24 protein-coding genes are annotated in these 21,933 nt (G+C 73.2%); 10 read left to right on the forward strand and 14 right to left on the reverse strand.

Features of this window, described 5'->3' with window-relative positions; genetic code table 11:
* Nucleotides 1-90: 90 nt before the first annotated feature.
* Complete coding sequence (locus ACQUSR_RS03800; RefSeq protein ID WP_431041097.1) at nucleotides 91-1,824, reverse strand: serine/threonine-protein kinase; 1,734 nt, start codon at nucleotides 1,822-1,824, stop codon at nucleotides 91-93.
* A gap of 354 nt (nucleotides 1,825-2,178) precedes the next feature.
* On the reverse strand, nucleotides 2,179-3,135 hold the full coding sequence (locus tag ACQUSR_RS03805) for an ROK family protein (protein WP_431041098.1): 957 nt from the start codon (nucleotides 3,133-3,135) through the stop codon (nucleotides 2,179-2,181).
* A gap of 205 nt (nucleotides 3,136-3,340) precedes the next feature.
* Between ACQUSR_RS03805 and ACQUSR_RS03810 the strand changes: the two genes are divergently transcribed.
* The gene (locus ACQUSR_RS03810) at nucleotides 3,341-4,333 is read left to right on the forward strand and encodes a LacI family DNA-binding transcriptional regulator (protein ID WP_431047357.1); all 993 of its coding nucleotides are present in this window, start codon (nucleotides 3,341-3,343) and stop codon (nucleotides 4,331-4,333) included.
* A 35-nt stretch (nucleotides 4,334-4,368) separates the two neighbouring features.
* On the opposite strand, the gene ACQUSR_RS03815 is transcribed toward ACQUSR_RS03810, so the two are convergent.
* The 5 genes from ACQUSR_RS03815 to ACQUSR_RS03835 form a co-directional block, all read right to left on the reverse strand.
* Nucleotides 4,369-5,649, reverse strand: a complete 1,281-nt coding sequence (locus tag ACQUSR_RS03815) for a DUF6986 family protein (RefSeq protein ID WP_431041099.1) — start codon at nucleotides 5,647-5,649, stop codon at nucleotides 4,369-4,371.
* Between the two features lie 154 nt (nucleotides 5,650-5,803).
* Nucleotides 5,804-6,766: an electron transfer flavoprotein subunit alpha/FixB family protein gene (locus ACQUSR_RS03820; RefSeq protein ID WP_431041100.1), complete on the reverse strand. Its 963-nt coding sequence runs from the start codon at nucleotides 6,764-6,766 to the stop codon at nucleotides 5,804-5,806.
* 50 nt (nucleotides 6,767-6,816) lie between these two features.
* Nucleotides 6,817-7,602 carry an electron transfer flavoprotein subunit beta/FixA family protein gene (locus ACQUSR_RS03825; protein WP_431041101.1) on the reverse strand — a complete coding sequence of 262 codons (786 nt, stop codon included), beginning with the start codon at nucleotides 7,600-7,602 and terminating at the stop codon, nucleotides 6,817-6,819.
* A gap of 186 nt (nucleotides 7,603-7,788) precedes the next feature.
* Nucleotides 7,789-8,295: a flavin reductase family protein gene (locus ACQUSR_RS03830; protein ID WP_431041102.1), complete on the reverse strand. Its 507-nt coding sequence runs from the start codon at nucleotides 8,293-8,295 to the stop codon at nucleotides 7,789-7,791.
* 230 nt (nucleotides 8,296-8,525) lie between these two features.
* Nucleotides 8,526-8,843, reverse strand: coding sequence for a TlpA family protein disulfide reductase (locus ACQUSR_RS03835; protein ID WP_431041103.1), 318 nt, complete (start codon nucleotides 8,841-8,843; stop codon nucleotides 8,526-8,528).
* Nucleotides 8,844-9,085: 242 nt separating this feature from the next.
* Between ACQUSR_RS03835 and ACQUSR_RS03840 the strand changes: the two genes are divergently transcribed.
* Entirely contained in the window at nucleotides 9,086-9,817 is a 732-nt protein-coding gene (locus tag ACQUSR_RS03840; protein WP_431041104.1) for a lysophospholipid acyltransferase family protein, read from the forward strand.
* 17 nt (nucleotides 9,818-9,834) lie between these two features.
* Here ACQUSR_RS03840 and ACQUSR_RS03845 read toward each other — a convergent pair whose 3' ends face one another.
* The 4 genes from ACQUSR_RS03845 to ACQUSR_RS03860 all read right to left on the reverse strand — a co-directional run bounded on the left by ACQUSR_RS03845 (nucleotide 9,835) and on the right by ACQUSR_RS03860 (nucleotide 13,770).
* On the reverse strand, nucleotides 9,835-10,413 hold the full coding sequence (locus tag ACQUSR_RS03845) for a transglutaminase-like domain-containing protein (RefSeq protein WP_431041105.1): 579 nt from the start codon (nucleotides 10,411-10,413) through the stop codon (nucleotides 9,835-9,837).
* Nucleotides 10,414-10,484: 71 nt separating this feature from the next.
* Nucleotides 10,485-11,582: a threonine aldolase family protein gene (locus ACQUSR_RS03850; protein ID WP_431041106.1), complete on the reverse strand. Its 1,098-nt coding sequence runs from the start codon at nucleotides 11,580-11,582 to the stop codon at nucleotides 10,485-10,487.
* The gene (locus ACQUSR_RS03855) at nucleotides 11,561-12,346 is read right to left on the reverse strand and encodes an SDR family NAD(P)-dependent oxidoreductase (protein WP_431041107.1); all 786 of its coding nucleotides are present in this window, start codon (nucleotides 12,344-12,346) and stop codon (nucleotides 11,561-11,563) included. Before ACQUSR_RS03855 ends, ACQUSR_RS03850 begins: the two co-directional genes overlap by 22 nt.
* 26 nt (nucleotides 12,347-12,372) lie before the next feature.
* Complete coding sequence (locus tag ACQUSR_RS03860; RefSeq protein WP_431041108.1) at nucleotides 12,373-13,770, reverse strand: DUF6421 family protein; 1,398 nt, start codon at nucleotides 13,768-13,770, stop codon at nucleotides 12,373-12,375.
* Nucleotides 13,771-14,129: 359 nt separating this feature from the next.
* On the opposite strand from ACQUSR_RS03860, the gene ACQUSR_RS03865 reads away from it, so the two are divergent.
* On the forward strand, nucleotides 14,130-14,813 hold the full coding sequence (locus tag ACQUSR_RS03865; RefSeq protein WP_431041109.1) for a glycerophosphodiester phosphodiesterase: 684 nt from the start codon (nucleotides 14,130-14,132) through the stop codon (nucleotides 14,811-14,813).
* A 256-nt stretch (nucleotides 14,814-15,069) separates the two neighbouring features.
* Here ACQUSR_RS03865 and ACQUSR_RS03870 read toward each other — a convergent pair whose 3' ends face one another.
* Nucleotides 15,070-15,636, reverse strand: a complete 567-nt coding sequence (locus ACQUSR_RS03870) for a GNAT family N-acetyltransferase (RefSeq protein ID WP_431041110.1) — start codon at nucleotides 15,634-15,636, stop codon at nucleotides 15,070-15,072.
* Nucleotides 15,637-15,856: 220 nt separating this feature from the next.
* Here ACQUSR_RS03870 and ACQUSR_RS03875 point away from each other — a divergent pair, with 220 nt between their 5' ends.
* The 4 genes from ACQUSR_RS03875 to ACQUSR_RS03890 all read left to right on the forward strand — a co-directional run bounded on the left by ACQUSR_RS03875 (nucleotide 15,857) and on the right by ACQUSR_RS03890 (nucleotide 19,324).
* Complete coding sequence (locus tag ACQUSR_RS03875; protein WP_431041111.1) at nucleotides 15,857-16,249, forward strand: VOC family protein; 393 nt, start codon at nucleotides 15,857-15,859, stop codon at nucleotides 16,247-16,249.
* Nucleotides 16,250-16,929: 680 nt separating this feature from the next.
* Nucleotides 16,930-17,373 (forward strand): VOC family protein, encoded by a 444-nt coding sequence (locus ACQUSR_RS03880; protein ID WP_431041112.1) that lies wholly within the window; start codon nucleotides 16,930-16,932, stop codon nucleotides 17,371-17,373.
* 196 nt (nucleotides 17,374-17,569) lie between these two features.
* Nucleotides 17,570-18,166 carry a DUF5134 domain-containing protein gene (locus tag ACQUSR_RS03885; protein ID WP_431041113.1) on the forward strand — a complete coding sequence of 199 codons (597 nt, stop codon included), beginning with the start codon at nucleotides 17,570-17,572 and terminating at the stop codon, nucleotides 18,164-18,166.
* Between the two features lie 222 nt (nucleotides 18,167-18,388).
* A complete protein-coding gene (locus ACQUSR_RS03890; RefSeq protein WP_431041114.1) occupies nucleotides 18,389-19,324 on the forward strand; it encodes a M56 family metallopeptidase in 936 nt (311 codons plus the stop codon).
* A 41-nt stretch (nucleotides 19,325-19,365) separates the two neighbouring features.
* Here the strand turns inward: ACQUSR_RS03890 and ACQUSR_RS03895 are convergent, their stop codons facing one another.
* Nucleotides 19,366-19,530: a hypothetical protein gene (locus ACQUSR_RS03895; protein WP_431041115.1), complete on the reverse strand. Its 165-nt coding sequence runs from the start codon at nucleotides 19,528-19,530 to the stop codon at nucleotides 19,366-19,368.
* A 6-nt stretch (nucleotides 19,531-19,536) separates the two neighbouring features.
* On the opposite strand from ACQUSR_RS03895, the gene ACQUSR_RS03900 reads away from it, so the two are divergent.
* Together ACQUSR_RS03900 and ACQUSR_RS03905 are read left to right on the forward strand one after the other, a co-directional pair.
* Nucleotides 19,537-20,226 (forward strand): phosphatase PAP2 family protein, encoded by a 690-nt coding sequence (locus tag ACQUSR_RS03900; protein WP_431041116.1) that lies wholly within the window; start codon nucleotides 19,537-19,539, stop codon nucleotides 20,224-20,226.
* A complete protein-coding gene (locus ACQUSR_RS03905; protein ID WP_431041117.1) occupies nucleotides 20,223-21,191 on the forward strand; it encodes a pirin family protein in 969 nt (322 codons plus the stop codon). Before ACQUSR_RS03900 ends, ACQUSR_RS03905 begins: the two co-directional genes overlap by 4 nt.
* 52 nt (nucleotides 21,192-21,243) lie before the next feature.
* Here ACQUSR_RS03905 and ACQUSR_RS03910 read toward each other — a convergent pair whose 3' ends face one another.
* Nucleotides 21,244-21,420, reverse strand: a complete 177-nt coding sequence (locus tag ACQUSR_RS03910) for a CsbD family protein (RefSeq protein WP_431041118.1) — start codon at nucleotides 21,418-21,420, stop codon at nucleotides 21,244-21,246.
* 295 nt (nucleotides 21,421-21,715) lie between these two features.
* On the opposite strand from ACQUSR_RS03910, the gene ACQUSR_RS03915 reads away from it, so the two are divergent.
* On the forward strand, nucleotides 21,716-21,928 hold the full coding sequence (locus ACQUSR_RS03915; RefSeq protein WP_431041119.1) for a hypothetical protein: 213 nt from the start codon (nucleotides 21,716-21,718) through the stop codon (nucleotides 21,926-21,928).
* The last annotated feature ends 5 nt before the right edge of the window (nucleotides 21,929-21,933 follow it).

The following is a 21,933-nucleotide window of genomic DNA, read 5'->3' on the forward strand; positions in this document are numbered from 1 at the left end:
TCACCCTGCCACGGAAACGCCGGTGGCGCGGCGGCGCCTGCCGCCCATGCCGTCGGTCCCGGTCAGCGGCGGCCATGTCGGCGTGCCCCCTCAGCAGACCGGCAGGCCGGGGACGGGCTGGTCGTTGCCGCCGCCCTTGACGTAGACGACGCTGACGTAGACACCGGTGTTGCCGCTGTCGTCGTCGGTCTTGGCCCACCACACGTTGGTCCACTTCCCGTACGTCTCCCTGCGACCCAGATCCGCCTGGCAGTAGAAGTAGTTGAGGCCCTCGTTGAGCACCCCGACCGGCTCCCCGCTCCCGGTGTAGGAGGTCGACTTCCGCCACACGTCGCAGTTGTGCTTGCCGCCGCCGATGCCGTGGCAGACCGGTGCGGGGGCGGTGGTGGGATCGGTACCGCCTCCCGATGACGTGCCCCCGTCGCCGTCGCCGTTCCCGCCGTCGTCGGATCCGCCGCCGCTGTCCGTGCCCTCGCCGGAGCCGTCGGAGCCGCCGGCCGGTGAGCCGCCATCCCCGTCTTCGTCACCCTTGCCGCCGTCCTCCTCGCGGTCCTCGCCATGGCTCGGGGAGGGCTTGCCCTCGCGGGTCGCCTCGGTGCTCCCGCGCTCGGGCTTCCCGTCGGCCGCGCCACCGCCGGACCGTGCCCCGGCTTCCGGCGTCGTCGCCGGCGATCCCGGCGGCTCGGCCCCGACGGTCTCGCCGCCGTCCCCGCCGACCAGCGCGTACGTCACCCCGCCGCCCGCCAGCAGCACCGCGGCGACGGCGGCCGCGAGCGCCAGCCGACCGCGCCCGGGGCGGCGCCGCGCGGGCGCCGGCCCCGCCGCGGGGTCACCACCGCCGCGGGCGACCACGGGCTCGGTCCCCGGAGCCGGGCCGAATCCCGGCGGCGGTACGGCTCCCGCGCGCACATCGGGTGCGGTGGGGGTACGGTCCGCACCGGGCACCGGAGGGCCGGGGACCAGAGGGGCCGTGCCGTCCGCGATCGCCTCCAGCATCCGCCGGGCCCGCGCCGCGGTCGGCCGGGCCGCCGGGTCCTTGGCCATCAGCGCGAGCAGCACGGGCGCCAGCGGACCCGCCCGCCGGGGCTCGGGCAGCGGCTCGGTGACGATCGCGGTCAGCGTGGACCACACGGACGTGCGGCGGAACGGGGAGGAGCCCTCCACCGCCGCGTACAGCGTCATGCCCAGCGCCCAGACGTCGGACGCGGGGCCGGGCTCCTGGCCCTGGGCGCGTTCCGGCGCGAGGTAGTCCAGGGAGCCGATGAGTTCGCCGCTGCGGGTCAGCCGGGTCGTCGCGCCGTCGTCGGGCGCCTCCATGCTGGCGATGCCGAAGTCGGTGAGGACCACTCTGCCGGTGCGGTCGAGCAGGATGTTGCCGGGCTTGACGTCCCGGTGCAGCACTCCGACCTGGTGGGCGGCGTCCAGGGCGTCGAGCACCTCGGCTCCGATGGCCGCCGCCTCGCGGGGGCCGAGCGGGCCGCGCTCGTCCAGTACGTCGTCCAGGGACGGCCCGTCGACCAGTTCCATGACGATGACCGGCAGCCCCGCCTCGTCCGCCACGTCGTGGACCGTGACGACGCCGGAGTGCCGGATCCGGGCGGCGGCGCGCGCCTCCCGCCGCATACGGGCACGTAGATCGGCCAGTTCGCCCGCGGACGCGTCGGTGAAGGCGCGCAGCACCTTGACGGCGACCTCCCGGCCGAGCACCTCGTCGACCGCCCGGCAGACGACCCCCATGCCGCCGCGGCCGAGTTGACCGGTGACGCGGTAGCGCCCGCCCAGCAGTCGCCCGGTGAGGTCCGAGCCCCTGTCCCCCGTTGCCACCTGTCCGGTTCCCCTCGTACGCGGCCGTGCTTGGCGCACCAGCTTAGGGGCGGCTGACCGCGGAGTGGCCAGGATCTTGTCGCCGCGCCCTCGGCTGTCGCTCCCGGGCACGCCGCCGGTGGGCGCCCGGGCCCGGTGGGCGGGTCGGTGCGGCACCGTGCTCCTCCAGCCCGGCCGCTGTGGGTACGGGAACTGGCATGTCGCGAGGCGGACCGGCACTCGGCTCGCCTTCCGCGAGGAGCGCCCGGGTCGGTACCCGGTCCACCCGCTGGACAGTGTGGCCATCGGGCCGTAGGCGGCGTCACCGTCCGCCGGTCGGAGCGGAGACGGACCGGCGGCCCCCGATCCGCCCCGTCACGCCACGGCGGCGAACCCCGCCAGCCGGACCTCCTGCGCGGCCGCGGCGGCGGCCCCGACCAGACCCGCGTCCGTGCCCATCTGGGCCGGTACGACCGCGAGTTCCCGCACGAAGGACAACGTGGCGAAGTCGCGCAGCGCCCGGCGCAGCGGGGCGAAGAGGACGTCCCCGGCGCCCGCAACCCCGCCGCCGATCACCGCCACCTCGATCTCCACCATGGCCGCGGTCGCCGCGATCCCGGCGGCCAGCGCCCGCGCGGCCCGTTCGAACGAGGCCCGGGCCACGGGGTCGCCCGCGCGGGCCGCCGCGGCCACGGCCGCGGCGCTGGTGTCGCCGTCGGGGCCCGGCCGCCAGCCGTCCGCGAGCGCGCGGCGGGCGATGTTCGGGCCGCTGGCGATGCGTTCGACGCAGCCGCGCCCCCCGCACGGGCACGGGTCGCCGTCCAGGTCGACGCAGATGTGCCCGATGTGCCCGGCGTTGCCGGTGGGGCCGGGGTGCAGCCTCCCGCCCAGCACGAGTCCGCCGCCGACTCCGGTCGAGACGACCATGCACAGGGCGTCGCTCCGGTCGCGGGCGGCACCCTGCCAGTGCTCGGCGGCGGCGATCGCCACCCCGTCGCCGACCAGCGTGAGCGGCAGCGCGCCGGTGGTCTCACGGACCCCCGCCACCAGCGGGAAGTCCCGCCAGCCGGGGATGTTGACCGGGCTGACGGTGCCGACCGAGGCGTCCACCGGCCCGGCGCTGCCGATGCCGACGGCGGCCACCCGCGACCACTGCGGACCGGACGCCAGGTCGCCGAGGACCGCCGAGACCGCGCCCATCACGGTCGCGCCGTCCTCCTGCGCGGGGGTGGCGCGCCGGGACCGTACGAGAAGCTTCCCGCTGCCGTCCACCAGGGCGCCCGCGATCTTGGTGCCGCCGATGTCGAGCGCGGCGATGAGGTCACGTGGCATGCGAGTCGGTTCTCCTGGCAGAGGGTAGGAAGGGCGGGTGGCACACGGACAGTCTCCCCGGCACTGACAACGTTGTCCAGGGGCTATGCTCATCACTTCATTCCTATCCTGAAATCCCCCTCCGCCGGCGAAAGAACAGGAAGAGCGCACCGTGGCCGACCCTGTCCGCAGCTCCGTCCCGCGCCGCTACGGCACCCGGCCCACGATGAAGGACGTCGCGGCGCGCGCCGGAGTCGGCCTCAAGACGGTGTCCCGGGTGGTCAACGGCGAGCCGGGGGTCACCCCGGACACCGAACGGCGGGTGCAGGAGGCCATCACCGCCCTCGGCTTCCGGCGCAACGACAGCGCCCGCATCCTGCGCAAGGGCCGCACCGCCAGCATCGGCCTGGTCCTGGAGGACCTCGCGGACCCCTTCTACGGGCCGCTGAGCCGCGCGGTGGAGGAGGTCGCCCGGGCACACGGCGCCCTGCTGATCAACGGCTCCAGCGCCGAGGACCCCGAGCGGGAGCAGGAGCTGGTCCTGGCGCTGTGCGCACGCCGGGTGGACGGCCTGGTGGTCGTCCCCGCCGGGGACGACCACCGCTATCTGGAACCGGAGATCGCCGCCGGCGTCGCCACCGTCTTCGTGGACCGCCCGGCCGCGCGGATCGACGCCGACGCGGTGCTCGCCGACAGCTTCGGCGGCGCCCGCACCGCGGTGGCCCACCTCATCGCGCATGGCCACCGCCGGATCGGCTTCATCGGCGACCAGCCCCGCATCCACACGGCCGCCGAGCGGCTGTGCGGCTACCGGGCCGCGATGGCCGACGCCGGGCTGCCGGTGGACGAGGCATGGGTGTCGCTGGGCCCCACCGGGCCGGATCGGGTGCGGGCCGCGGCGGGGGCGATGCTCGACGGGCCCGCCCCGGTCACCGCGCTGTTCGCGGGCAACAACCGGGTCACCGTCACCATCGTGCGGGTCCTGGCCGGCCGGATCCGGCCCGTCGCCCTCGTCGGGTTCGACGACTTCGAACTGGCCGATCTGCTCTCCCCCGCGGTCACCGTGGTGGCGCAGGACCCCGCCCAACTGGGCCGTACGGCCGCGGACATGCTCTTCCGCCGCCTCGACGGCGGAGCGGACGCGCCGCGCCGCGTGGTGCTGCCGACCCGTCTCATCGTGCGCGGCTCGGGCGAGTTCCCCCCGCCGCCGGACGCCTGACCCCGGTCGGCACGGGCCGGGAGAAACCGTACGGGTTACGGGCGCGGCGCCCGGCCGGCGAGTTCGTCGAGGCCGGCCCGGGTCAGTCCGGTCAGCCGCTCGACCTCGCCGGGGTCGACCGCCCCGCAGTCCAGGCCGCGCAGCAGATAGCCGCTGAGCGCCTTGGCGGTCGCGGGCTCGTCCATGATGGCGCCGCCCGCCCGGCCCACATACGCCGCGAGCCGCGCGGCAGCCTGCTCCAGCCCCTCGCGATAGAAGGCGTACACGGCGGCGTAGCGGGTGGGCAGGTGGCCGGGGTGCATGTCCCAGCCCTGGTAGTAGGCGCGGGCGAGGGAGCGACGTACGAGGCCGTGGTGCAGCCGCCAGGCGTCGTGCACGCGCTCGGTGGGGCCGACGGGGAGGACGTTGGTGGAGCCGTCGGAGAGCCGGACGCCGGTGCCCGCGGCGGCGACCTGCATCACGGCCTTGGCGTGGTCGGCGACGGGGTGGTCCATCGACTGGTAGGCGGCGCTGACACCGCAGGAGGCGCTGTAGTCGAACGTGCCGTAGTGCAGGGAGGTGGCGCGTCCCTCGGCGGCGTCGATCATCCGGGCGACGGTGGCCCGGCCGTCGGGCCCGAGGATGGCCTGGGTGGTCTCGATCTGGATCTCGAAGCCGATGCGGCCCGCCTCCAGCCCGTGGGCCTTCTCGAACTCCTCGCACAGCCGGGCCATGGCCGTGACCTGCTCCGCGTAGGTCACCTTCGGGAGGGTGAGGACGAGCCCGGCGGGGAGGCCGCCCGCCTCCGTCAGCCCGGTGAGGAAGATGTCGAGGGTGCGGATGCCGCGGTCGCGGACGGCCGCTTCCATGCACTTCATGCGGATGCCCATGTACGGCGCGGCCGTGCCCTTCGCGTACGCCTCGGCCACCAGCCGGGCGGCGCGGGCGGCCGCGGCGTCCTCCTCGGCGTCGGGGCGCGGGCCGTAGCCGTCCTCGAAGTCGATCCGCAGGTCCTCGATGGGCTCGCGCTCCAACTTGGCGCGCACGCGCGCGTAGACGGGCTCCGCCAGCTCGTCGGGGAGGCCGAGGACGGCAGCCAGGGCGGCGGCGTCCGGGGCGTGCGCGTCCAGGGCGGCCAGCGCCTGGTCGCCCCACTCGCGGACGGTGTCGGCGGCGAAGGCGTCGGCGGGGACGTAGACGGTGTGGACGGGCTGCCGGGTGCCGGGGTCTCCCGGGTAGCGGGCGGCCAGTTCGGCGTCCACCGCGGCGAGGGAGGCCGCGATGTCCTCGCGCACGGCGCTGCCGAGGCTCGTCGTCACCGTCTCGTGCTGCCCCATACCCACACCCTCCATCTTTTCCGCTGCACGGAATCAACAATCCGTAGAGCGAAGTTATCGGGGGCATGCTCGCAGGTCAACACCCGTCTGACACGCGGATGGCCCCCGTACGCGGTGCGTACGGGGGCCATCCTGGGCACACAGCCGGGGCGGGTCAGCCCTTGCGGGCCTTGACCTCCTCGGTCAGCTGCGGAACCACGTCGAACAGGTCGCCGACGACGCCGTAGTCGACCAGCTCGAAGATCGGGGCCTCCTCGTCCTTGTTGATGGCCACGATGGTCTTCGAGGTCTGCATACCGGCGCGGTGCTGGATCGCGCCGGAGATGCCCGCCGCGATGTACAGCTGCGGCGAGACGGACTTACCGGTCTGGCCGACCTGGTTGGTGTGCGGGTACCAGCCGGCGTCGACCGCGGCGCGGGAGGCGCCGACGGCCGCGCCGAGCGAGTCGGCGAGCGCCTCGATGACCGGGAAGTTCTCGGCGCCGTTGACGCCGCGGCCGCCGGAGACGACGATCGCGGCCTCGGTCAGCTCCGGGCGGCCGGTGGACTCACGCGGCGTACGGGAGACGATCTTGGTGCCGGTGGCCTGCGCGCCGAAGCTGACGGCGAGCTGCTCGACGGCGCCCGCGGCCGGGGCGGCCTCCACGGCGGCCGAGTTCGGCTTGACCGTGATGACCGGGGTGCCCTTGCTGACCCGGGACTTGGTGGTGAACGCGGCGGCGAACACCGACTGGGTCGCCACCGGGCCCTCGTCGCCGGCCTCCAGGTCGACGGCGTCGGTGATGATGCCGGAACCGATCCGGACCGCCAGGCGGGCGGCGATCTCCTTGCCCTCGGCGGAGGACGGGAAGAGCACGGCGGCCGGGGAGACGGCCTTGTAGGCGGCCTGTACGGCGTCGACCTTCGGAGCGACGAGGTACTCGGCGAACTCCGGGGCGTCGGCGGTGAGGATCTTCACCGCGCCGTGCTCGGCCAGGACCGGGGCGGCGGTGTCGGCACCGGCGCCGAGGTGGACCGCGACCGGCTCGCCGATCCGGCGGGCCAGGGTCAGCAGTTCGAGGGTGGGCTTGCGGACGGCGCCGTCCACGTGGTCGACGTAGACGAGGACTTCAGCCATGGTTCTGCTCTCCTGCGGGAAAAGTGACGGCGGTTGAGGGGGCGTGGGCCTTAGATGAACTTCTGGCCCGCGAGGAACTCGGCGAGCTGCTTGCCGCCCTCGCCCTCGTCCTTGACGATCGTGCCCGCGGTGCGCGCCGGGCGCTCCGTGGCCTCCTCGACCTTGGTCCAGGCACCCTCGAGACCGACCTCGTCGGCGTCGATCTCCAGGTCCTCCAGGTCCCAGGACTCCACCGGCTTCTTCTTGGCGGCCATGATGCCCTTGAAGGACGGGTAACGCGCCTCGCCCGACTGGTCGGTCACCGACACCACGGCCGGCAGCGACGCCTCCAGCTGCTCGCTGGCGGTGTCGCCGTCGCGGCGGCCGGTCACCTTGCCGTCCTCCACCGACACCTCGGAGAGCAGCGTCACCTGCGGCACGCCCAGGCGCTCGGAGAGGAGCGCCGGGAGCACGCCCATGGTGCCGTCGGTGGAGGCCATACCGCAGATGACCAGGTCATAGCCGGTCTTCTCGATGGCCTTGGCGAGCACGAGCGAGGTGCCGATCACGTCGGTGCCGTGCAGGTCGTCGTCCTCGACGTGGACGGCCTTGTCGGCACCCATGGACAGCGCCTTGCGCAGCGCGTCCTTGGCGTCCTCCGGACCCACGGTCAGCACGGTGATCTCGGCGTCGTCCGCCTCGTCGGCGATCTGCAGCGCCTGCTCGACCGCGTACTCGTCGAGCTCCGAGAGCAGGCCGTCCACGTCGTCGCGGTCGACGGTCAGGTCCTCGGCGAAGTGCCGGTCGCCGGTGGCGTCGGGCACGTACTTCACACAGACAACGATCCTCAAGCTCACGCCGGCTCTCCTACTGCATCGTCTCTTGAGCTGCCTTGTGCTGGCAGCATAGGCGCCTCGTGGGCCGGATCCCGGTCGGGGCGTCCCACTCGCCGAACGAAATATTACTCGTCAGTACACCCAGTGGTTTCGCGAGAGGCAAGGCCACTGAACTGTGACCTTTCCAACGGCCGCGGACGCAACGTCTCACTCCCGCAGCGCGTTGAAGCGACCTTGGTGGTACAGCAGCGGGCGGCCGCTGCCCGAGGGGTCGCCGGCGACGGCCTCGGCGATGACCACGTGATGGTCACCGGCGGGTATGCGGGCCGCGACCCGGCACACCAGCCACGCCAGCACCCCGTCGAGCAGCGGCACGTCCGCTGGTCCGCTGCGCCAGCGGGTGGGCGGCGCGAACCGGTCGGCACCGCTGCGCGCGAAGGTGGCGGCCAGCTCCCGCTGGTCCTCACCGAGGATGTGCACTCCGACGTGCCCGGCCTCGGCGAGCACCGGCCAGCACGAGGAGCCGTTGCCCACGCCGAAGGAGAGCAGCGGCGGCTCGGCGGCCACGGAGGTCAGGGAGGTGGCGGTGAAGCCGACGGGGCCGCTGCCCCGCGCCGTGATCACCGCGACACCGGCCGCGTGCCGGCGGAAGACGGAACGGAAGAGTTCGGGGGCGGCGAGCCGATGCGTGCCGAGGTCGGGCGTTGCCGTCATGGGGTGGATGTCCTTCTACCGAGAGGAGGTGCCGGAGGCCGTGCGGTCGGAAGACTCACGGGTCCGGACAGCGCGCGCTCGCGGTCCGCATCAGGCCCACGTGCGCGCGCCCGTACAGAAGCGGGGATCGGCGCCGCATGGCGTCACAGTGGCGATTCGCGGTACGCAGCGTCAAGTGCGATTCACGGGCCGGGCACGCCGCGACCAGCGCGGAGACCGCGGACACCGGATCAGACCGCCTGGCCGAGCGCGGCGATCACATCGGCCCGGCGCGGCTGGCCGGTGGCGCGGCGGACGATCCGACCCCGGGCGTCCAGGACCAGCACGGTGGGGGTGCGCACGATATCCAGCTCGCGCACCAGCTCCAGCTGCGCCTCGGCGTCGATCTCGATGTGGGTCACGCCCTCCACCATGGCCGACACCTCGGCGAGGGTGCGCCGCGTGGCCCGGCACGGTTGGCAGAAGGCGCTGGAGAACTGCACCAGCGTGGCACGATCCCCCAGCCGGCCTCCGATCCGGTCGGCAGTCAGCCACACCTCGTCGCCCACGCCTTCCCTCCCGCGTGCTCCGGTCCTGATTCCCTGCCTGTAGCGTGCCGGACGCACCAGGTATTCCGATGTGCGCTTCCGGGCATTTGCCGTGTGACGTGACGAGAATCTCCTGGCCAGCGAGGTCCTGCCGGTAGCAGACCGGGCCGACATGGGGCACGATCTGCCGAAAGCCCCAACCTACGGCCGCGTAACTTCCATCGGGAGAACCTCCCAGGAGAGCAGGAAGGGTCCCCCCACCCATGGCTGAACTCGTCTACCCGCCGGTGATCGGTGCCTGCCGCACCATGTTCAAGGCGCTCGACCTGCGCTTCGACATCAAGGGCACCGAGAACATCCCCCGGCAGGGCGGGGCGGTCCTGGTGAGCAATCACATCGGCTATCTGGACTTCATCTTCTGCGGCCTGACCGCCCGCCCGGCCAAGCGGCTGGTGCGCTTCATGGCGAAGGAGTCCGTCTTCCGGCACCGGGTGTCGGGGCCACTGATGCGGGCGATGAAGCACATCCCGGTGGACCGGGCCGCGGGCATGGAGGCGTACAAGCACGCGCTCAAGGCGCTCCGCTCGGGCGAGATCATCGGGGTCTTCCCGGAGGCGACGATCTCGCAGTCCTTCACGCTGAAGACGTTCAAGTCGGGGGCGGCGCGGCTGGCCCAGGAAGCGGGGGTGCCGCTGCTCCCGGTGGCCCTGTGGGGCACGCAGCGGCTGTGGACCAAGGGCCACAAGCGGGATCTGGGCCGCAATCACTTCCCCGTCACGGTGCGCGTGGGCGAGCCGATGGAGGCCGACCCGGCGGAGCACCCCGACAAGATCACCGACCGGCTGCGGTCCCGGGTGCAGGACCTGCTGGAGGCGGCGCAGCGGGCCTACCCGGTGCGTCCCAAGGGCCCGGACGACACCTGGTGGGTGCCGGCGCACCTGGGCGGCACGGCACCGAGCCCCGAGCAGGCGGCCGTGCTGGACCGCCGCGGCTAGAGCGCCGCGGGCAGTATTCACCACAGGTGCGGCCGGTCGGTGGCGCCTTGCAGCGCAGCCAGGACGGCGGGCGCCGGCGCCGCGCACACGGTCGGATAGTCGACCTCGCCCAGCTCCGGGCGAGGCACCCAGGCCAGTTGCTCGGCATCGAGGCGGAACTGCGCGTCCACGCCGGGCTTGTTGCCGCGCGAGTCCTGGCGGGCCCAACGGTCGCGTCCGGGCAATCGGAGCGCGATGAGCCCGTGGATCATCGGGTTCGAGCCGTCGTCGTCGGCCAGCCGCTGGTAGCACAGCCCCGCGGGTATGCCCTCGGCGCGCAACAGGGCGGTAAGAGCGTGCGCCTTGGCGTGGCAGATGCCGGTGCGCAGGGCGAGGACATCGGAGGCCCGCCAGGTGACACGCATGTCTCCGGCGTCTGCCGAGTGCGGGATGGTGTCGCGCACGAACTCGTAGGCGGCGCGGGCGTACGCGTCGGGGTCGGGGGCACCCGCGCGCAGGCGGGCCGCGGTCTCCCGCACCAGCGGATGCTCGTGGTCGATGGCGTCGTCGGCGGCGAGGTAGGCGGACGGATCGGCCGTCTCCGGGATCAGCTCCATGACTACAGAGCGTAGCGAAGCACCCGGCCGCTCGTCAATGGATTTACGGCCGGGTGCATACTCATACAGAGCTAGCGCTTGCCCATCTCCTCGGCGATCGCCTCGGTGAAGTCGTCGACGTCCTCCGGGGTGGTGTCGAAGGAGCACATCCAGCGCACCAGCCCGGCCGCCTCGTCCCAGAAGTAGAAGCGGTAGCGCTTCTGGAGCCGCTCGGCGACGTCGTGCGGCAGGGTGGCGAAGACCGCGTTGGACTCCACGGCGTACTTGATCCCGACGCCGTCGATGGCCCGTACGCCCGCGGCCAGGCGCTTGGCCATCTTGTTGGCATGCTGGGCGTTGCGCAGCCACAGGTCCTTGGCGAGCAGCGCCTCCAGCTGTACGGAGACGAAGCGCATCTTGGACGCGAGCTGCATCGACAGCTTCCGCACATGCTTCATGGCCCGCACGGCGTCGGGGTTGAGCACCACGACGGCCTCGCCGAAGATCATGCCGTTCTTGGTGCCGCCGTAGGACAGCACATCCACGCCCGCGACGTTGGTGAACGTCCTCATCGGGACGTCCAGCGTCGCGGCGGCGTTGGCGATGCGGGCGCCGTCGAGGTGGACCTTCATGCCGCGCTCGTGGGCGTGCTCGCAGATCGCGCGGATCTCCTCGGGCGTGTAGCAGGTGCCCACCTCGGTGGTCTGCGCGATCGAGACGACCTGCGGCATGGCGCGGTGCTCGTCGTCCCAGCCCCACGCCTCGCGGTCGATGAGCTCGGGGGTGAGCTTGCCGTCCTCGGTGGGGATCGTGAGCAGCTTCAGCCCGCCGACGCGTTCGGGCGCGCCGCACTCGTCGACGTGGATGTGCGCGGTACCGGCGCAGATGACCGCGCCCCACCGGTCGGTCATCGCCTGGAGGGCCACGACGTTGGCGCCGGTGCCGTTGAAGACCGGGAAGGCCTCGGCGGACGACCCGAAGTGGCTGCGTATGACGCTCTGCAGATGCGCGGTGTACTCGTCCTCGCCGTAGGAGACCTGGTGGCCGCCGTTGGCGAGGGCGAGCGCGGCGAGTATCTCCGGGTGGGCCCCGGCGTAGTTGTCGCTGGCGAAGCCGCGCAGTTCGGGGTCGTGACGGCGCCGTGCGTCGGTCTTGGCGGGGTCGGCGGTCACGGCTTTTCGGTCAGCCACAGACGGGTTCCGTTCACTTCCTGGGCGGGTCGGTCCCAGACACCGGCGATGGCCTCGGCCAGCTCGCGGACGTCCGTGAAGCCCGCGAACTTGGCGTTCGGGCGCTCCTCGCGCATGGCGTCGTGCACCAGCGCCTTGATCACCAGGATGGTAGCCGCGGCCGACAGACCGCTCTCGCCCGCCAGCTTCTTGAAGGAGTCGGCGAGCGCCAGCGTCCACGCCTCGGCGGCGGCCTTGGCGGCCGCGTACGCGGCGTTCCCGGCGGTGGGCTGGGAGGCACCGGCGGCGCTGATCAGCACGTAGCGCCCGTTGCCGCTGCGCTGGAGCGCGTCGTGGAAGGCCAGCGAGGTGTGCTGGACGGTCTTGATCAGCAGGTTGTGCAGGGTGTCCCAGTGGGCGAGCGGGGCGTCGGCGAAGGTCTTGCCGCCGCGCCAGCCGCCGACCAGGTGCACCAGCCCGTCGATCCGGCCGAACTCCTTCTCCGTACGGTCCGCCCAGGCGCGGGTGGCCTCCGGGTCGAGGAGGTCGACGGTCTCGCCGGTGACGGTGGCGCCGCCGTGGGCGTAGCGCGCCGCGTCGACGGCCTCGGCGAGCCGCCCGGGGTCGGCGTCGCAGGCGACGACCGTCGCCCCGGCCTCGGCAAGGCGCAGCAGGGCCGCCCGGCCCGCCGGTCCGGCGGCTCCGGCGACGGCGACGACGGCGCCGTCCAGCGGCCCCCTGCCGTTCGGCTCGTTGGGGGTCGGGCTCGACGTGGGAGTGGTCATCTCGGTCGCCTCCTCCTGCCCCGCGCTCACGCGGCGGCCTGAATGTCGCTGTGGGCGGTGATGCCCTTGGTGGACTTGATCACGCCGCGCAGCTTCTTGGCGAGGGCCTCGTAGAACATGCTGAGCGGAAACTCGTCGGCGAGTACCTCATCCACCAGTTTGCGCGGCGGCTGGGTGAGGTCCAAGGCGTCGGGGCCCTTGGCCCATACGGAGCCGGGGTGCGGGGCGAGGTAGGTGGAGACCAGCTCGTACGCCTTGAACCAGTGCACCAGCTTGGGGCGGTCGATGCCGTCCCGGTAGAGCTGCTCGATCTCGCCGCACAGCTGGTTGGTGACCTGCGGGGCGCGCTCCCAGTCGATGCGCAGGGTGTTGTCGGTCCAGCGCACCACGTCGTGCTTGTGCAGGTAGGCGAAGAGCAGCTGGCCGCCGAGGCCGTCGTAGTTGCGGACCCGGTCGCCGGTGACCGGGAAGCGGAACATCCGGTCGAAGATCACGGCGTACTGCACGTCGCGGGCCTGGGCGAAGCCCTCGGCCTCCAGCTTCACGGCCTCCTTGAAGGCGGTGAGGTCGCAGCGCAGCTCCTCCAGGCCGTACATCCAGAACGGCTGGCGCTGCTTGATCATGAAGGGGTCGAAGGGCAGGTCACCGTGGCTGTGGGTGCGGTCGTGGACCATGTCCCACAGGACGAACGCCTCCTCGCAGCGCTTCTGGTCGGCGATCAGCTGCTTGATGTCCTCGGGGAGCTCGATGCCCAGGACGTCGACGGCGGCCTCGCTGACCTTGCGGAAGCGCGCGGCCTCGCGGTCGCAGAAGATGCCGCCCCAGGTGAAGCGCTCGGGGGCCTCGCGGACGGCGATGGTCTCCGGGAAGAGGACCGCGGAGTTGGTGTCGTACCCGGCGGTGAAGTCCTCGAAGGTGATGCCGAGGAAGAGCGGGTTGTCGAAGCGGGTGCGCTCCAGGTCGGACAGCCACTCCGGCCAGACCATGCGCAGCACGACGGCCTCGAAGTTGCGGTCCGGGTTGCCGTTCTGCGTGTACATGGGGAAGACGACGAGGTGCTGGAGGCCGTCGACCCGCTGCTGGGCGGGCTGGAAGGCGAGCAGCGAGTTGAGGAAGTCGGGGACGCCGAAACCGCCGTCGGCCCAGCGGCGCAGGTCGGCGACGAGCGCCTGGTGGTACGCGGCGTTGTGCGGCAGCAGCGGGTCCAGTTCCCCGATGGCGGCGGTCATGCGGTCGACGGAAGCCCGGACGGTGTCACCCGAAGGGGCGTTCTCCGCGTCGAGATCGATCGAGCCGTCCGCGGACTGCCAGGGCCGGATCTCCTCCACGGCGGCCTTGAGCACGGGCCAGGCAGGGTGGTCCACCACGCGCTGGGCGGGCAGAACCGCTCTGTCTGTCGCCTCGGGCGCAAGAATTTCCGTCATGTCACAACCTCCACAGGAGAACCTCGCGTAAGCCCACCGTATCTATGAGCGCTTCCCCCGCTCAAGTGATCCAACGGGAAATTATCCGGCGTCATCAGACCGTGACCGGTGTTTTTCCTGTCACACCCCCGTGGCTGCCCGGCCGCCTCCGGGTCGCCTGGCGGCATCGCGCCATTCACCACTCGGCCCGTGGGCGGCCGCTAGGCTGTCCGCCGCCGAATGGAGCCGCCGCCGATCAGAGCCGCCGACAGAGCCGCCGGAAGGGGCACCGGGGGCCCCGGAGAGAGCCTCCTCCGACAGAGCCGACAGAGCCCGACAGAGCCGATACAGCAGACACAGCCGACAGAAGCGAGACTGCGTTGACCTTCCTCACCATCGGACACCGCGGAGTGATGGGCGTCGAGCCGGAGAACACCGTCCGGTCGTTCATCCGAGCCGAACGCGAAGGCATGGACGTCATCGAGCTGGATCTCCACCTGAGCAAGGACGGCGCGCTGGTGGTGATGCACGACGCCGACGTGGACCGGACGACCGACGGCTCAGGCGCGATCAGCGAGCACACGCTCGCCGAGCTGCGGGAACTCGACGCCGGGCGGGGCGAGCGGATCCCGCTCTTCGAGGAGGTCCTGGACGCGGTGGGGGCTCCGCTCCAGGCCGAGATCAAGGACAAGGCGGCGGCGCGGGCGCTCGCCGAGGTGATGGTGCGGCGTGACCTGCTGGGCCGCGTCGACGTGCTGTCCTTCCACGACGAGGCGCTCGCCGAGATCCGCGGCCTGCTGCCCGCGGTGCGCACCGCGCTGGTGGCCAGCAGGTACGGGCTGGACGTGATCGACCGGGCGCGGGCCGTCGGCGCCGGGATGCTCGTCCTCAACATCCGCCGCCTCACCCTGGAGCTGGTGGAACGGGCGCACGCGGCCGGGCTGAAGGTGATCGGGTGGACCGTGAACACCCAGGACCAGCTGCGGTTGGCGCGGGGGCTCGGACTCGACGGCGGCACGACGGACTTCCCGGAGATCCGGCGCGCGACGCGCTACACGGCGTAACCCCGCGGGTCCGCCGGGTGGTGCCCGCCGGGTGGGCGGGCACCACCGGGATCGCCGGGCGGGGGCTCGGACGCGTGGTGCGTGGCGCGGCGGGCGCACCGGGCGTGGCTGGCCGCCTTTCGCCCCCGCCCCCGCGCCGCCTTTCGCCCCCGCCCCCGCGCCGCCTTTCGCCCCCGCCCCCGCGAGGACGGTCCACCGGCTGACGCGTTCAGGCCGACGGCTTGAACGCGATGCGGGCCAGTGCCTTGACGCGCGCTCAGACCAGCGGCTTGACCAGCGACTTGACCAGCAGCTCGAACTGCAGATCCGCGCGTCGCGGGACGCCGAAGCGCTCGTCGCCGTACGGGAACGGGCTCATCTGCCCGGTACGGGAGTAGCCGCGCCGCTCGTACCAGGCGATCAGCTCCTCCCGCGCGGAGATCACCGTCATGTGCATCTCCCGCGCGCCCCACTCGGCCCATGCGAACCGCTCGGCCTCGGCGATGATCACCTTGCCCAGGCCCGCGCCCTGGAGTGCGGGCCGCACCGCGAACATGCCGAAATACGCGTGCTCGCCCCGGCGCTCCACCTGGCAGCAGGCGACCAGCTCGCCGTCCCGCTCGACGGTCAGCAGTCGGCTGTTCTCGGCGTCGATCACAGCCGCGACGCCCTCGGGGTCGGTGCGCTGGCCGTCCAGCAGATCCGCCTCGGTCGTCCAGCCGGCCTTGCTGGCCTCGCCACGGTAGGCGGACTCGATGAGCGCCACGAGCTCCGGCACATCGGAGCGGGTGCCCACCCGAAAGGTCAGTGCGTCCGCGGGGCGGGTGATGTCGGCGGTCTCCATCGGTGTGCGGTGTCCTTCCGTGCGCTGTGCGTCGTGCGTCGCGCGTCGTGTGTTGTACGGCGCGACGTGGGGGTGCGGCGGCGTTCCGCGCCCTACGGCGTAGGTCTGGGCCGTACGGCGAATCCGGGCCGTATGGCGGCAGTCGACACTAACGCGGGACGCGGGCACGTGTGCGCGCGGGCCACCGGGCGCGCGGGGAGCGACCGCGTAGGGTCACGGCATGGTGCACGTATTGGGCAGCCGGATGCTGCTGCGGCCCACCGACCCGGAGCGGACGCGGGCCTTCTACGGAACGACGCTCGGCCTCGCGGTCTACCGCGAGTTCGGCACGGGGCCGCGGCGCGGCACGGTGTACTTCCTCGGTGGCGGCTTCCTGGAGGTGTCCGGGCAATCCGACACACCGCCGGCACCCGGCCTCGAACTGTGGCTCCAAGTGCCGGATGTGCGGGCCGCGCACGAGGAGCTGGCAGGCGGCGGGGCCACGGTGCTGCGACCGCCGCGGCAGGAGCCGTGGGGGCTGGTGGAGATGTGGATCGCGGACCCGGACGGGGTCCGGATCTGCGTGGTGGAGGTACCCGCGGACCATCCGCTGCGGTATCGCCCTGGAATCTGACGGCGGCCTTACCCGGGCACGGGCGAGGCCGGGCGGGCACGGGCGACGCCGAGCGAGCGCGGAACCGCCGCCGGGCGGGGCTGGGCAGGCACAGGAGAGGCTGGGGCTGGCACGGAACCGCCGCCGGGCGGGGCTGAGCGGGCACGGCACTTCGCCGCCAGGCGATGCTGGGCGGGCCGGGCCCGGGCGGGGCCGGGCGAACCGCACCGGGCAAGGCCCGGCGGACCGCACCCGGGCGAGGCTGAGCGGACGCGCAACCGCCGGCGAGCGGGTCGAGACGAACCGCGACGGGCGAGGCCGCGCAAACCGCATCCGGGCGAAGCTGGGCGAACCGCACCGGGCAAGGTTCGGCGGACCGCACCCGGGCGAGGCTGAGCGGACGCGCAACCGCCGACGGGCGGGTCGAGACGGACCGCGACAGGCGGGGCTGAGCGCACCGGGCCCGGTGTGAGGCTGGGCGGGCCGCGACGGGCGGGACCGGACCGCGCCGGGCCTGGCGGCGTGGGAACGTGCGCCGAGCAGGCCACCGGACCGCGCCGGGCTCGGCAGGACCGGAAGACGCCGGGCGGGATCGCGCCCGGCCGGCCCGCCCCCGGGCCGGACGGCCAGCCGACTCGGTCTCCGGACCGAGGCCCGGCGCCCGATGTGGCGCGCCCGCCCTGGATGCCAGCATCACCCCCATGACGACTTCCTGGCCCGCCCATCTCGACGTCGGCGCCGTGCGGTTCGCCCGGCCAACCGCCCGCTACGACGACGTCCTGGTCTTCTACCGCGACGCCCTCGGCCTCCCCGTGCTCGGCCAATGGCGGGGCCATAGCGGCTACGACGGCCTGCTCTTCGGGCTCCCCGGAACCCCTGTCCACATGGAGATCACCCAGCACGGAACGCCCCCGAGGATCCCCGAGCCGCATCCGGAGAACCAGCTCGTGCTCTATCTGCGCGGCCCGGAGGCCGTCGCCGCCGCGGTGCGCGCGCTCGCCGAGCACGGCCACCGGCCCGTCCCCGCGGCGAATCCCTACTGGCCCGAACGGGGCGCGGTCCTGTTTGAGGACCCCGACGGCTGGCTGGTCGTCCTCGCCCCTTGGGTCTTCGGGGAGGAGCCTCCGCCGCCCGTGGCCCACTGAAGCGCGCCGCGCTCCCCGGCCGCGCCCGTGCGCTGCCGTACGCCGGGCGCGCGCGGGCATGCTCCGGACGTACCCCTCCCTCTCTCGACCTTCGGCCGGATGGCCCCGATGGCCCGATGGCCGGATGCCCGAGTAGCCGGGTGGCCGAATGGGAAGGAGACCGCCGGTACCCGGAGTGCCCCCACGGAGGTGCGCCGTGCACGGACCACCGCTCGTCGGCTGGCTGCTGGTGGCGCTCGGCGCCGCGACCGGGGCGTACTGCCTGCTGCGGCTGCGCGCGGCCCCGCCGGACTTACGGCGATCGGCCGGGGAGGAGGCGCTCATGGCATGGGGCATGGCGGTGATGGCGGTCCCGGCGGCCGGGCTGGGCCAACGCGCATGGGGGCCACCGGTGTTCGTGGCGGTGTTCGGCGCGGCGGCGGTGCACGCGCTGCTCCCGCTGCCGAACCGCTGGACCGGCCGGCCGCCACCGCACCGGATGCATCACGCCGTCGAGGCCTGCGCGATGGTCTACATGGCCGTCGCGATGACGGCGGGCGGCGCGGGCGGGCACACGGGCCATACCGGCGGCCCCGCGGATGGCGTGCGCGGCGGCGAACCGCTGCTCACCGGCGCGCTGCTGGCGTACTTCGCGGCGTACGTCATACGGGGCGGGGCCCGGCTGGTACCGGTCACGGGTGCTGACCTGGTCGGCGGTGCGGGCCCGGTCGCCTGGTCGCAACGGCCTGAGGTGGTGGACGCCTGCCGCGTGGCGATGGGCACGGGGATGTGCGCGATGCTGCTGACGCTGTGAGCGGAGGCGCATTCTCAGCCAGAGTCGCATGCGTAGCCCAAGCCGCATGCGTAGCCGTAGCCGTAGCCGTAGCCGTAGGCAGACGCAGAAGAGGCGGTCGGGCGTGCCGCTCCTCTCCCAACATGCCGAATCCGCGGGCGCCGGCCACGGAAACCGTGGTGTGCGTCACTTCGCCCGCACGACCGTACCGCCTGGTAGTGCCTCGCTCATAGGCTGATCGCCATGATGGTCCCGCTCGCGCTGCTGGTTCTTGGCACGCTGGCCGCGGCGATGGCACCGCGTCTGCTGGCCCGCTCCGACTGGCCCGACCGCGAACCCGTACTCGCCCTGTGGATGTGGCAGTGCGTGGTCGTCGGCGTGCTGCTGTGCTGCGGGCTCGCGATGGCGCTGAGCGCGGCCGCCGCCTCCGAGGCCGTGCGGGGCAACGTCTTCGCGCCCGCCCCGCAGGGTGTGGTCGAGGCGTATGCCCTGGGGGTGTACGGTCCGTGGGCCGCGCCGGTAGCGGTCGTCCTCGCCGCCGGTGCCGTATGGACCGTTGTGATGCTCACCCGGGAGGTCCGCGGCGCGCGCTCCCGGCGCAGGCAACGGCGCGCGGAGCTCCTCGTACGCTCCCCGCTGATGCCCGGCGAGGAGCCGCGCGGGGAGCGGCTCGTGGTCCTGGAGGGCGAGCGGCCCGGCGCCTGGTGGCTGCCGAGCCCCACCCCTCAACTGGTCATCACCACGGCGGCGCTGCGCCGGCTCAAGGGCCGGCAGTTGGACGCCATCCTGGCGCACGAGCAGGGGCACGCGCGGGCCCGGCACGACTGGCTGCTGCACTGCGCGTCCGCGCTGGCCACCGGCTTTCCGCAGGTGCCGGTCTTCGCCGCGTTCCGCGACGAGGTGCACCGGCTGGTCGAACTGGCCGCCGACGACGCCGCCTCCCGCCGCTTCGGGCGGCTGACCACCGCGCTGGCGCTGGTCGAACTCAACGAGGACCGCGGGGTGTTCGGCCCCTGCCCCGCGCCGCTGGCGGCGGTGCCGCGCCGGGTGGACCGGCTGCTGGCGCCCGCGTCCCGGCTGTCGGCGGCACGGCGGCTGCGGCTGACGGCCGCGGCGGCCCTCGTCCCGGCGGTTCCGGTGCTGGTGACCTTCGTCCCGGCGCTGCGCGCGCTCGGCTGAGCGGGGCGGGCGGTCGAGCTCGACCGAGAGGCGCGACCGATCTAGGCAGAGAGGCGCGGGCGGTCGAGCTCGGCCCGCACACGGCTCCACACCCACTCGGCCCGCACACCGCTCCGCACCCGCTCGGCCCGCGCACCGCTCCACACCCGCTCGGCCCGCACACCACTCCCCACCCGCTTGGCCTGCGCACGGCTCTGCGCGATCATCGATCCATGCTGGTGCCGACCACCCGTGCCTCGCGTACCGCGACGCTGCTCGCCGGGCTGTTCCTCCTGCTCCTGGTGCCGGTGGCGGCCGGCTGGGGTCCGCTGGAGTCCGCCGACCGGGAGATCTCCCGGTCCTTGCATCGCTGGGCGGTCGCCCACGACGGCTGGACCGAGGCCAACCGCGTGCTGACCGACCGGGTCTGGGACCCGATGACGATGCGCGCGCTGCTGGCCGTGGCGGTCTGCTGGCTCGCGTGGCGCCGGGAATGGCGGCTCGCGTTCTGGGTGGTGCTCACCTCGGCGCTGGGCACGGTGCTCCAATGGACCGTCAAGGCGACGGTCAGGCGGGAGCGCCCGCGCTGGCCGGACCCGGTCGACTCGGGCAACTACTTCGCGTTCCCCTCCGGCCACGCCGTGACCGCGACCGTCTCCTGCGGACTCGTGCTCTGGCTGCTCGCACGGCACGGCGTACGGACCCGCTGGCTGGCGCCCGCGGCCGCCGTCGCGACCGTATCGGTGCTGGGCGTGGGATTCACCCGCGTCTACCTGGGCGTCCACTGGACGAGCGATGTCCTGGGCGGCTGGCTCCTGGGCGCCGCGCTGGTGGCCGCCGCCGTCGCCACGTACGAACCGGCACGGACCCGTGGTGCCGGCCGCGACAACGACCACGTCCGCGATGGGAGAGTTCCGTCATGAGCAACCTCGACCTCAGGCCCCCGGCGACGGTGTGCGGCGGGCGCGCCGATGTCACCGCGCGACCGGTCCGCGAACTGCTGTCCGGCAAGGACGTTCCGCTCGGCGAGTCCACGGTGGTCCGCCGCCTGCTGCCCAGCATCGGGCGGCGGATGGTCGGGGCGTGGTGCTTCGTCGACCACTACGGGCCCGACGACATCGCCGAGGAACCGGGGATGCAGGTCCCGCCGCACCCGCACATGGGTCTGCAGACGGTGAGCTGGCTGCACGACGGCGAGGTACTGCACCGTGACAGCCTGGGCAGCCTCCAGACGCTGCGCCCCGGCGAGCTGGGGCTGATGACGTCCGGTCGGGCCATCGCGCACTCCGAGGAGTCGCCGCGGGAGCACGCCCGCTACCTCCACGGCGCGCAGCTGTGGGTCGCGCTCCCGGACGGCGACCGGCACATCGAGCCGCGCTGGGAGCACCATGCCGAACTGCCGCGGGTCACGGGCGGCGGCGGGCTGCGGGCCACCGTCATCCTGGGCGAGCTGGACGGCGCGGTCTCCCCCGGCAGCACCTTCACCCCGCTGGTCGGGGCGGACGTCGCACTCGCGGCGGGCACGGACACCCGCCTGCCGGTCCGGCCCGACTACGAGTACGCCGCGCTGACCATCTCCGGTGAGGCGGAGGTCGACGGCGTACGGCTGGCCCCCGGCTCACTGCTGTACCTGGGCTGCGGGCGCTCCGAACTGCCCCTGCGCGCCGACGTGGACAGCGCTTTCATGCTGCTGGGGGGCGAGCCGTTCGAGGAGCGGATCGTGATGTGGTGGAACTTCGTCGGACGGTCGCACGAGGACATCGCGCAGGCTCGTGAGGACTGGATGTCCGGGGCCCGCTTCGGTGAGGTCAAGGGCTACCACGGCGCTCCGCTGCCCGCCCCGGCCCTGCCCGCCACACAGCTGAAACCACGCGGGCGGGCACGCTGAACTCCCCTCAGACCACGGGGGCGGGCATGCTGAGCTCCCCTCAGACCATGAGTCAGTGACCGAACCTCTTCCGGGCCTTGTCGGCCGCCTTTTCCGCCGCCTCCCGCGCCTTACCGGTCAGATGCTCACCCCGCCCCTCGCGTTCCGTGGACTTGTCGCCCGTGGCCTTGCCCAGGGTCTCCTTGATCTTGCCCTTGATCTGTTTCGCCTTGGCCTTGCCCTTGCTCATCGCGGATCGCTTCCTCTCCGGGTTCGACGGAGTCGCGGTGCGGTGCGGCCTCGGTCCGGTGGGCCGGGCCCGCCCCCGTTGACGTGCGCCCCGGGCGCCGCGAGCCGACGCGGACCGATCGGCTCCCCGGGTACCCGCAGGCGGGCGAGGAAACCCTCTCCAGGGAACTCCGGCACTGTGCGCTGGGCCCGTCGCCCGAACGGACTCCATCAGTTGGTCCGATCAGGTACTGGGGCTTTCCATGGGAGGAGCGGGCGGGAGGCCGGGCCCGTGGTCGCAGGCCAGGAGGCAGCCGATGTACGAGATGCGTGCCGGACCCGCGACGACCAGCAGCCCGGGGCCTGTCTGGCATGTCATGGCCGAGAGGGACGGTTGCACGACCTTGTGCGGGCGGAACCTCGCCGCGGGCGACCCCCTGACGTCCATCCGCCAGGACGCGCTCACGGAACGCTACTGCTCCCTGTGCATGACCGCCGTCCAGGAGATCCTGCAGGTCCAGAAGAGCTGAACCCG

This window comes from Streptomyces sp. P1-3 (assembly GCF_050613155.1).
GTDB lineage: Bacteria > Actinomycetota > Actinomycetes > Streptomycetales > Streptomycetaceae > Streptomyces.

Bases quoted from the DNA above. Each gene is read 5' to 3' on its own strand.
- ACQUSR_RS03820 (WP_431041100.1), bottom strand. From the start codon at position 6,766: ATGGCTGAAGTCCTCGTCTACGTCGACCACGTGGACGGCGCCGTCCGC.
- ACQUSR_RS03860 (WP_431041108.1), bottom strand. From the start codon at position 13,770: ATGACGGAAATTCTTGCGCCCGAGGCGACAGACAGAGCGGTTCTGCCC.
- ACQUSR_RS03845 (WP_431041105.1), bottom strand. From the start codon at position 10,413: ATGGAGCTGATCCCGGAGACGGCCGATCCGTCCGCCTACCTCGCCGCC.
- ACQUSR_RS03890 (WP_431041114.1), top strand. From the start codon at position 18,389: ATGATGGTCCCGCTCGCGCTGCTGGTTCTTGGCACGCTGGCCGCGGCG.
- ACQUSR_RS03805 (WP_431041098.1), bottom strand. From the start codon at position 3,135: ATGCCACGTGACCTCATCGCCGCGCTCGACATCGGCGGCACCAAGATC.
- ACQUSR_RS03810 (WP_431047357.1), top strand. From the start codon at position 3,341: ATGAAGGACGTCGCGGCGCGCGCCGGAGTCGGCCTCAAGACGGTGTCC.
- ACQUSR_RS03900 (WP_431041116.1), top strand. From the start codon at position 19,537: ATGCTGGTGCCGACCACCCGTGCCTCGCGTACCGCGACGCTGCTCGCC.
- ACQUSR_RS03840 (WP_431041104.1), top strand. From the start codon at position 9,086: ATGGCTGAACTCGTCTACCCGCCGGTGATCGGTGCCTGCCGCACCATG.
- ACQUSR_RS03870 (WP_431041110.1), bottom strand. From the start codon at position 15,636: ATGGAGACCGCCGACATCACCCGCCCCGCGGACGCACTGACCTTTCGG.
- ACQUSR_RS03910 (WP_431041118.1), bottom strand. From the start codon at position 21,420: ATGAGCAAGGGCAAGGCCAAGGCGAAACAGATCAAGGGCAAGATCAAG.
- ACQUSR_RS03880 (WP_431041112.1), top strand. From the start codon at position 16,930: ATGACGACTTCCTGGCCCGCCCATCTCGACGTCGGCGCCGTGCGGTTC.
- ACQUSR_RS03815 (WP_431041099.1), bottom strand. From the start codon at position 5,649: ATGGGGCAGCACGAGACGGTGACGACGAGCCTCGGCAGCGCCGTGCGC.
- ACQUSR_RS03830 (WP_431041102.1), bottom strand. From the start codon at position 8,295: ATGACGGCAACGCCCGACCTCGGCACGCATCGGCTCGCCGCCCCCGAA.
- ACQUSR_RS03895 (WP_431041115.1), bottom strand. From the start codon at position 19,530: ATGATCGCGCAGAGCCGTGCGCAGGCCAAGCGGGTGGGGAGTGGTGTG.
- ACQUSR_RS03855 (WP_431041107.1), bottom strand. From the start codon at position 12,346: ATGACCACTCCCACGTCGAGCCCGACCCCCAACGAGCCGAACGGCAGG.
- ACQUSR_RS03905 (WP_431041117.1), top strand. From the start codon at position 20,223: ATGAGCAACCTCGACCTCAGGCCCCCGGCGACGGTGTGCGGCGGGCGC.
- ACQUSR_RS03875 (WP_431041111.1), top strand. From the start codon at position 15,857: ATGGTGCACGTATTGGGCAGCCGGATGCTGCTGCGGCCCACCGACCCG.
- ACQUSR_RS03915 (WP_431041119.1), top strand. From the start codon at position 21,716: ATGTACGAGATGCGTGCCGGACCCGCGACGACCAGCAGCCCGGGGCCT.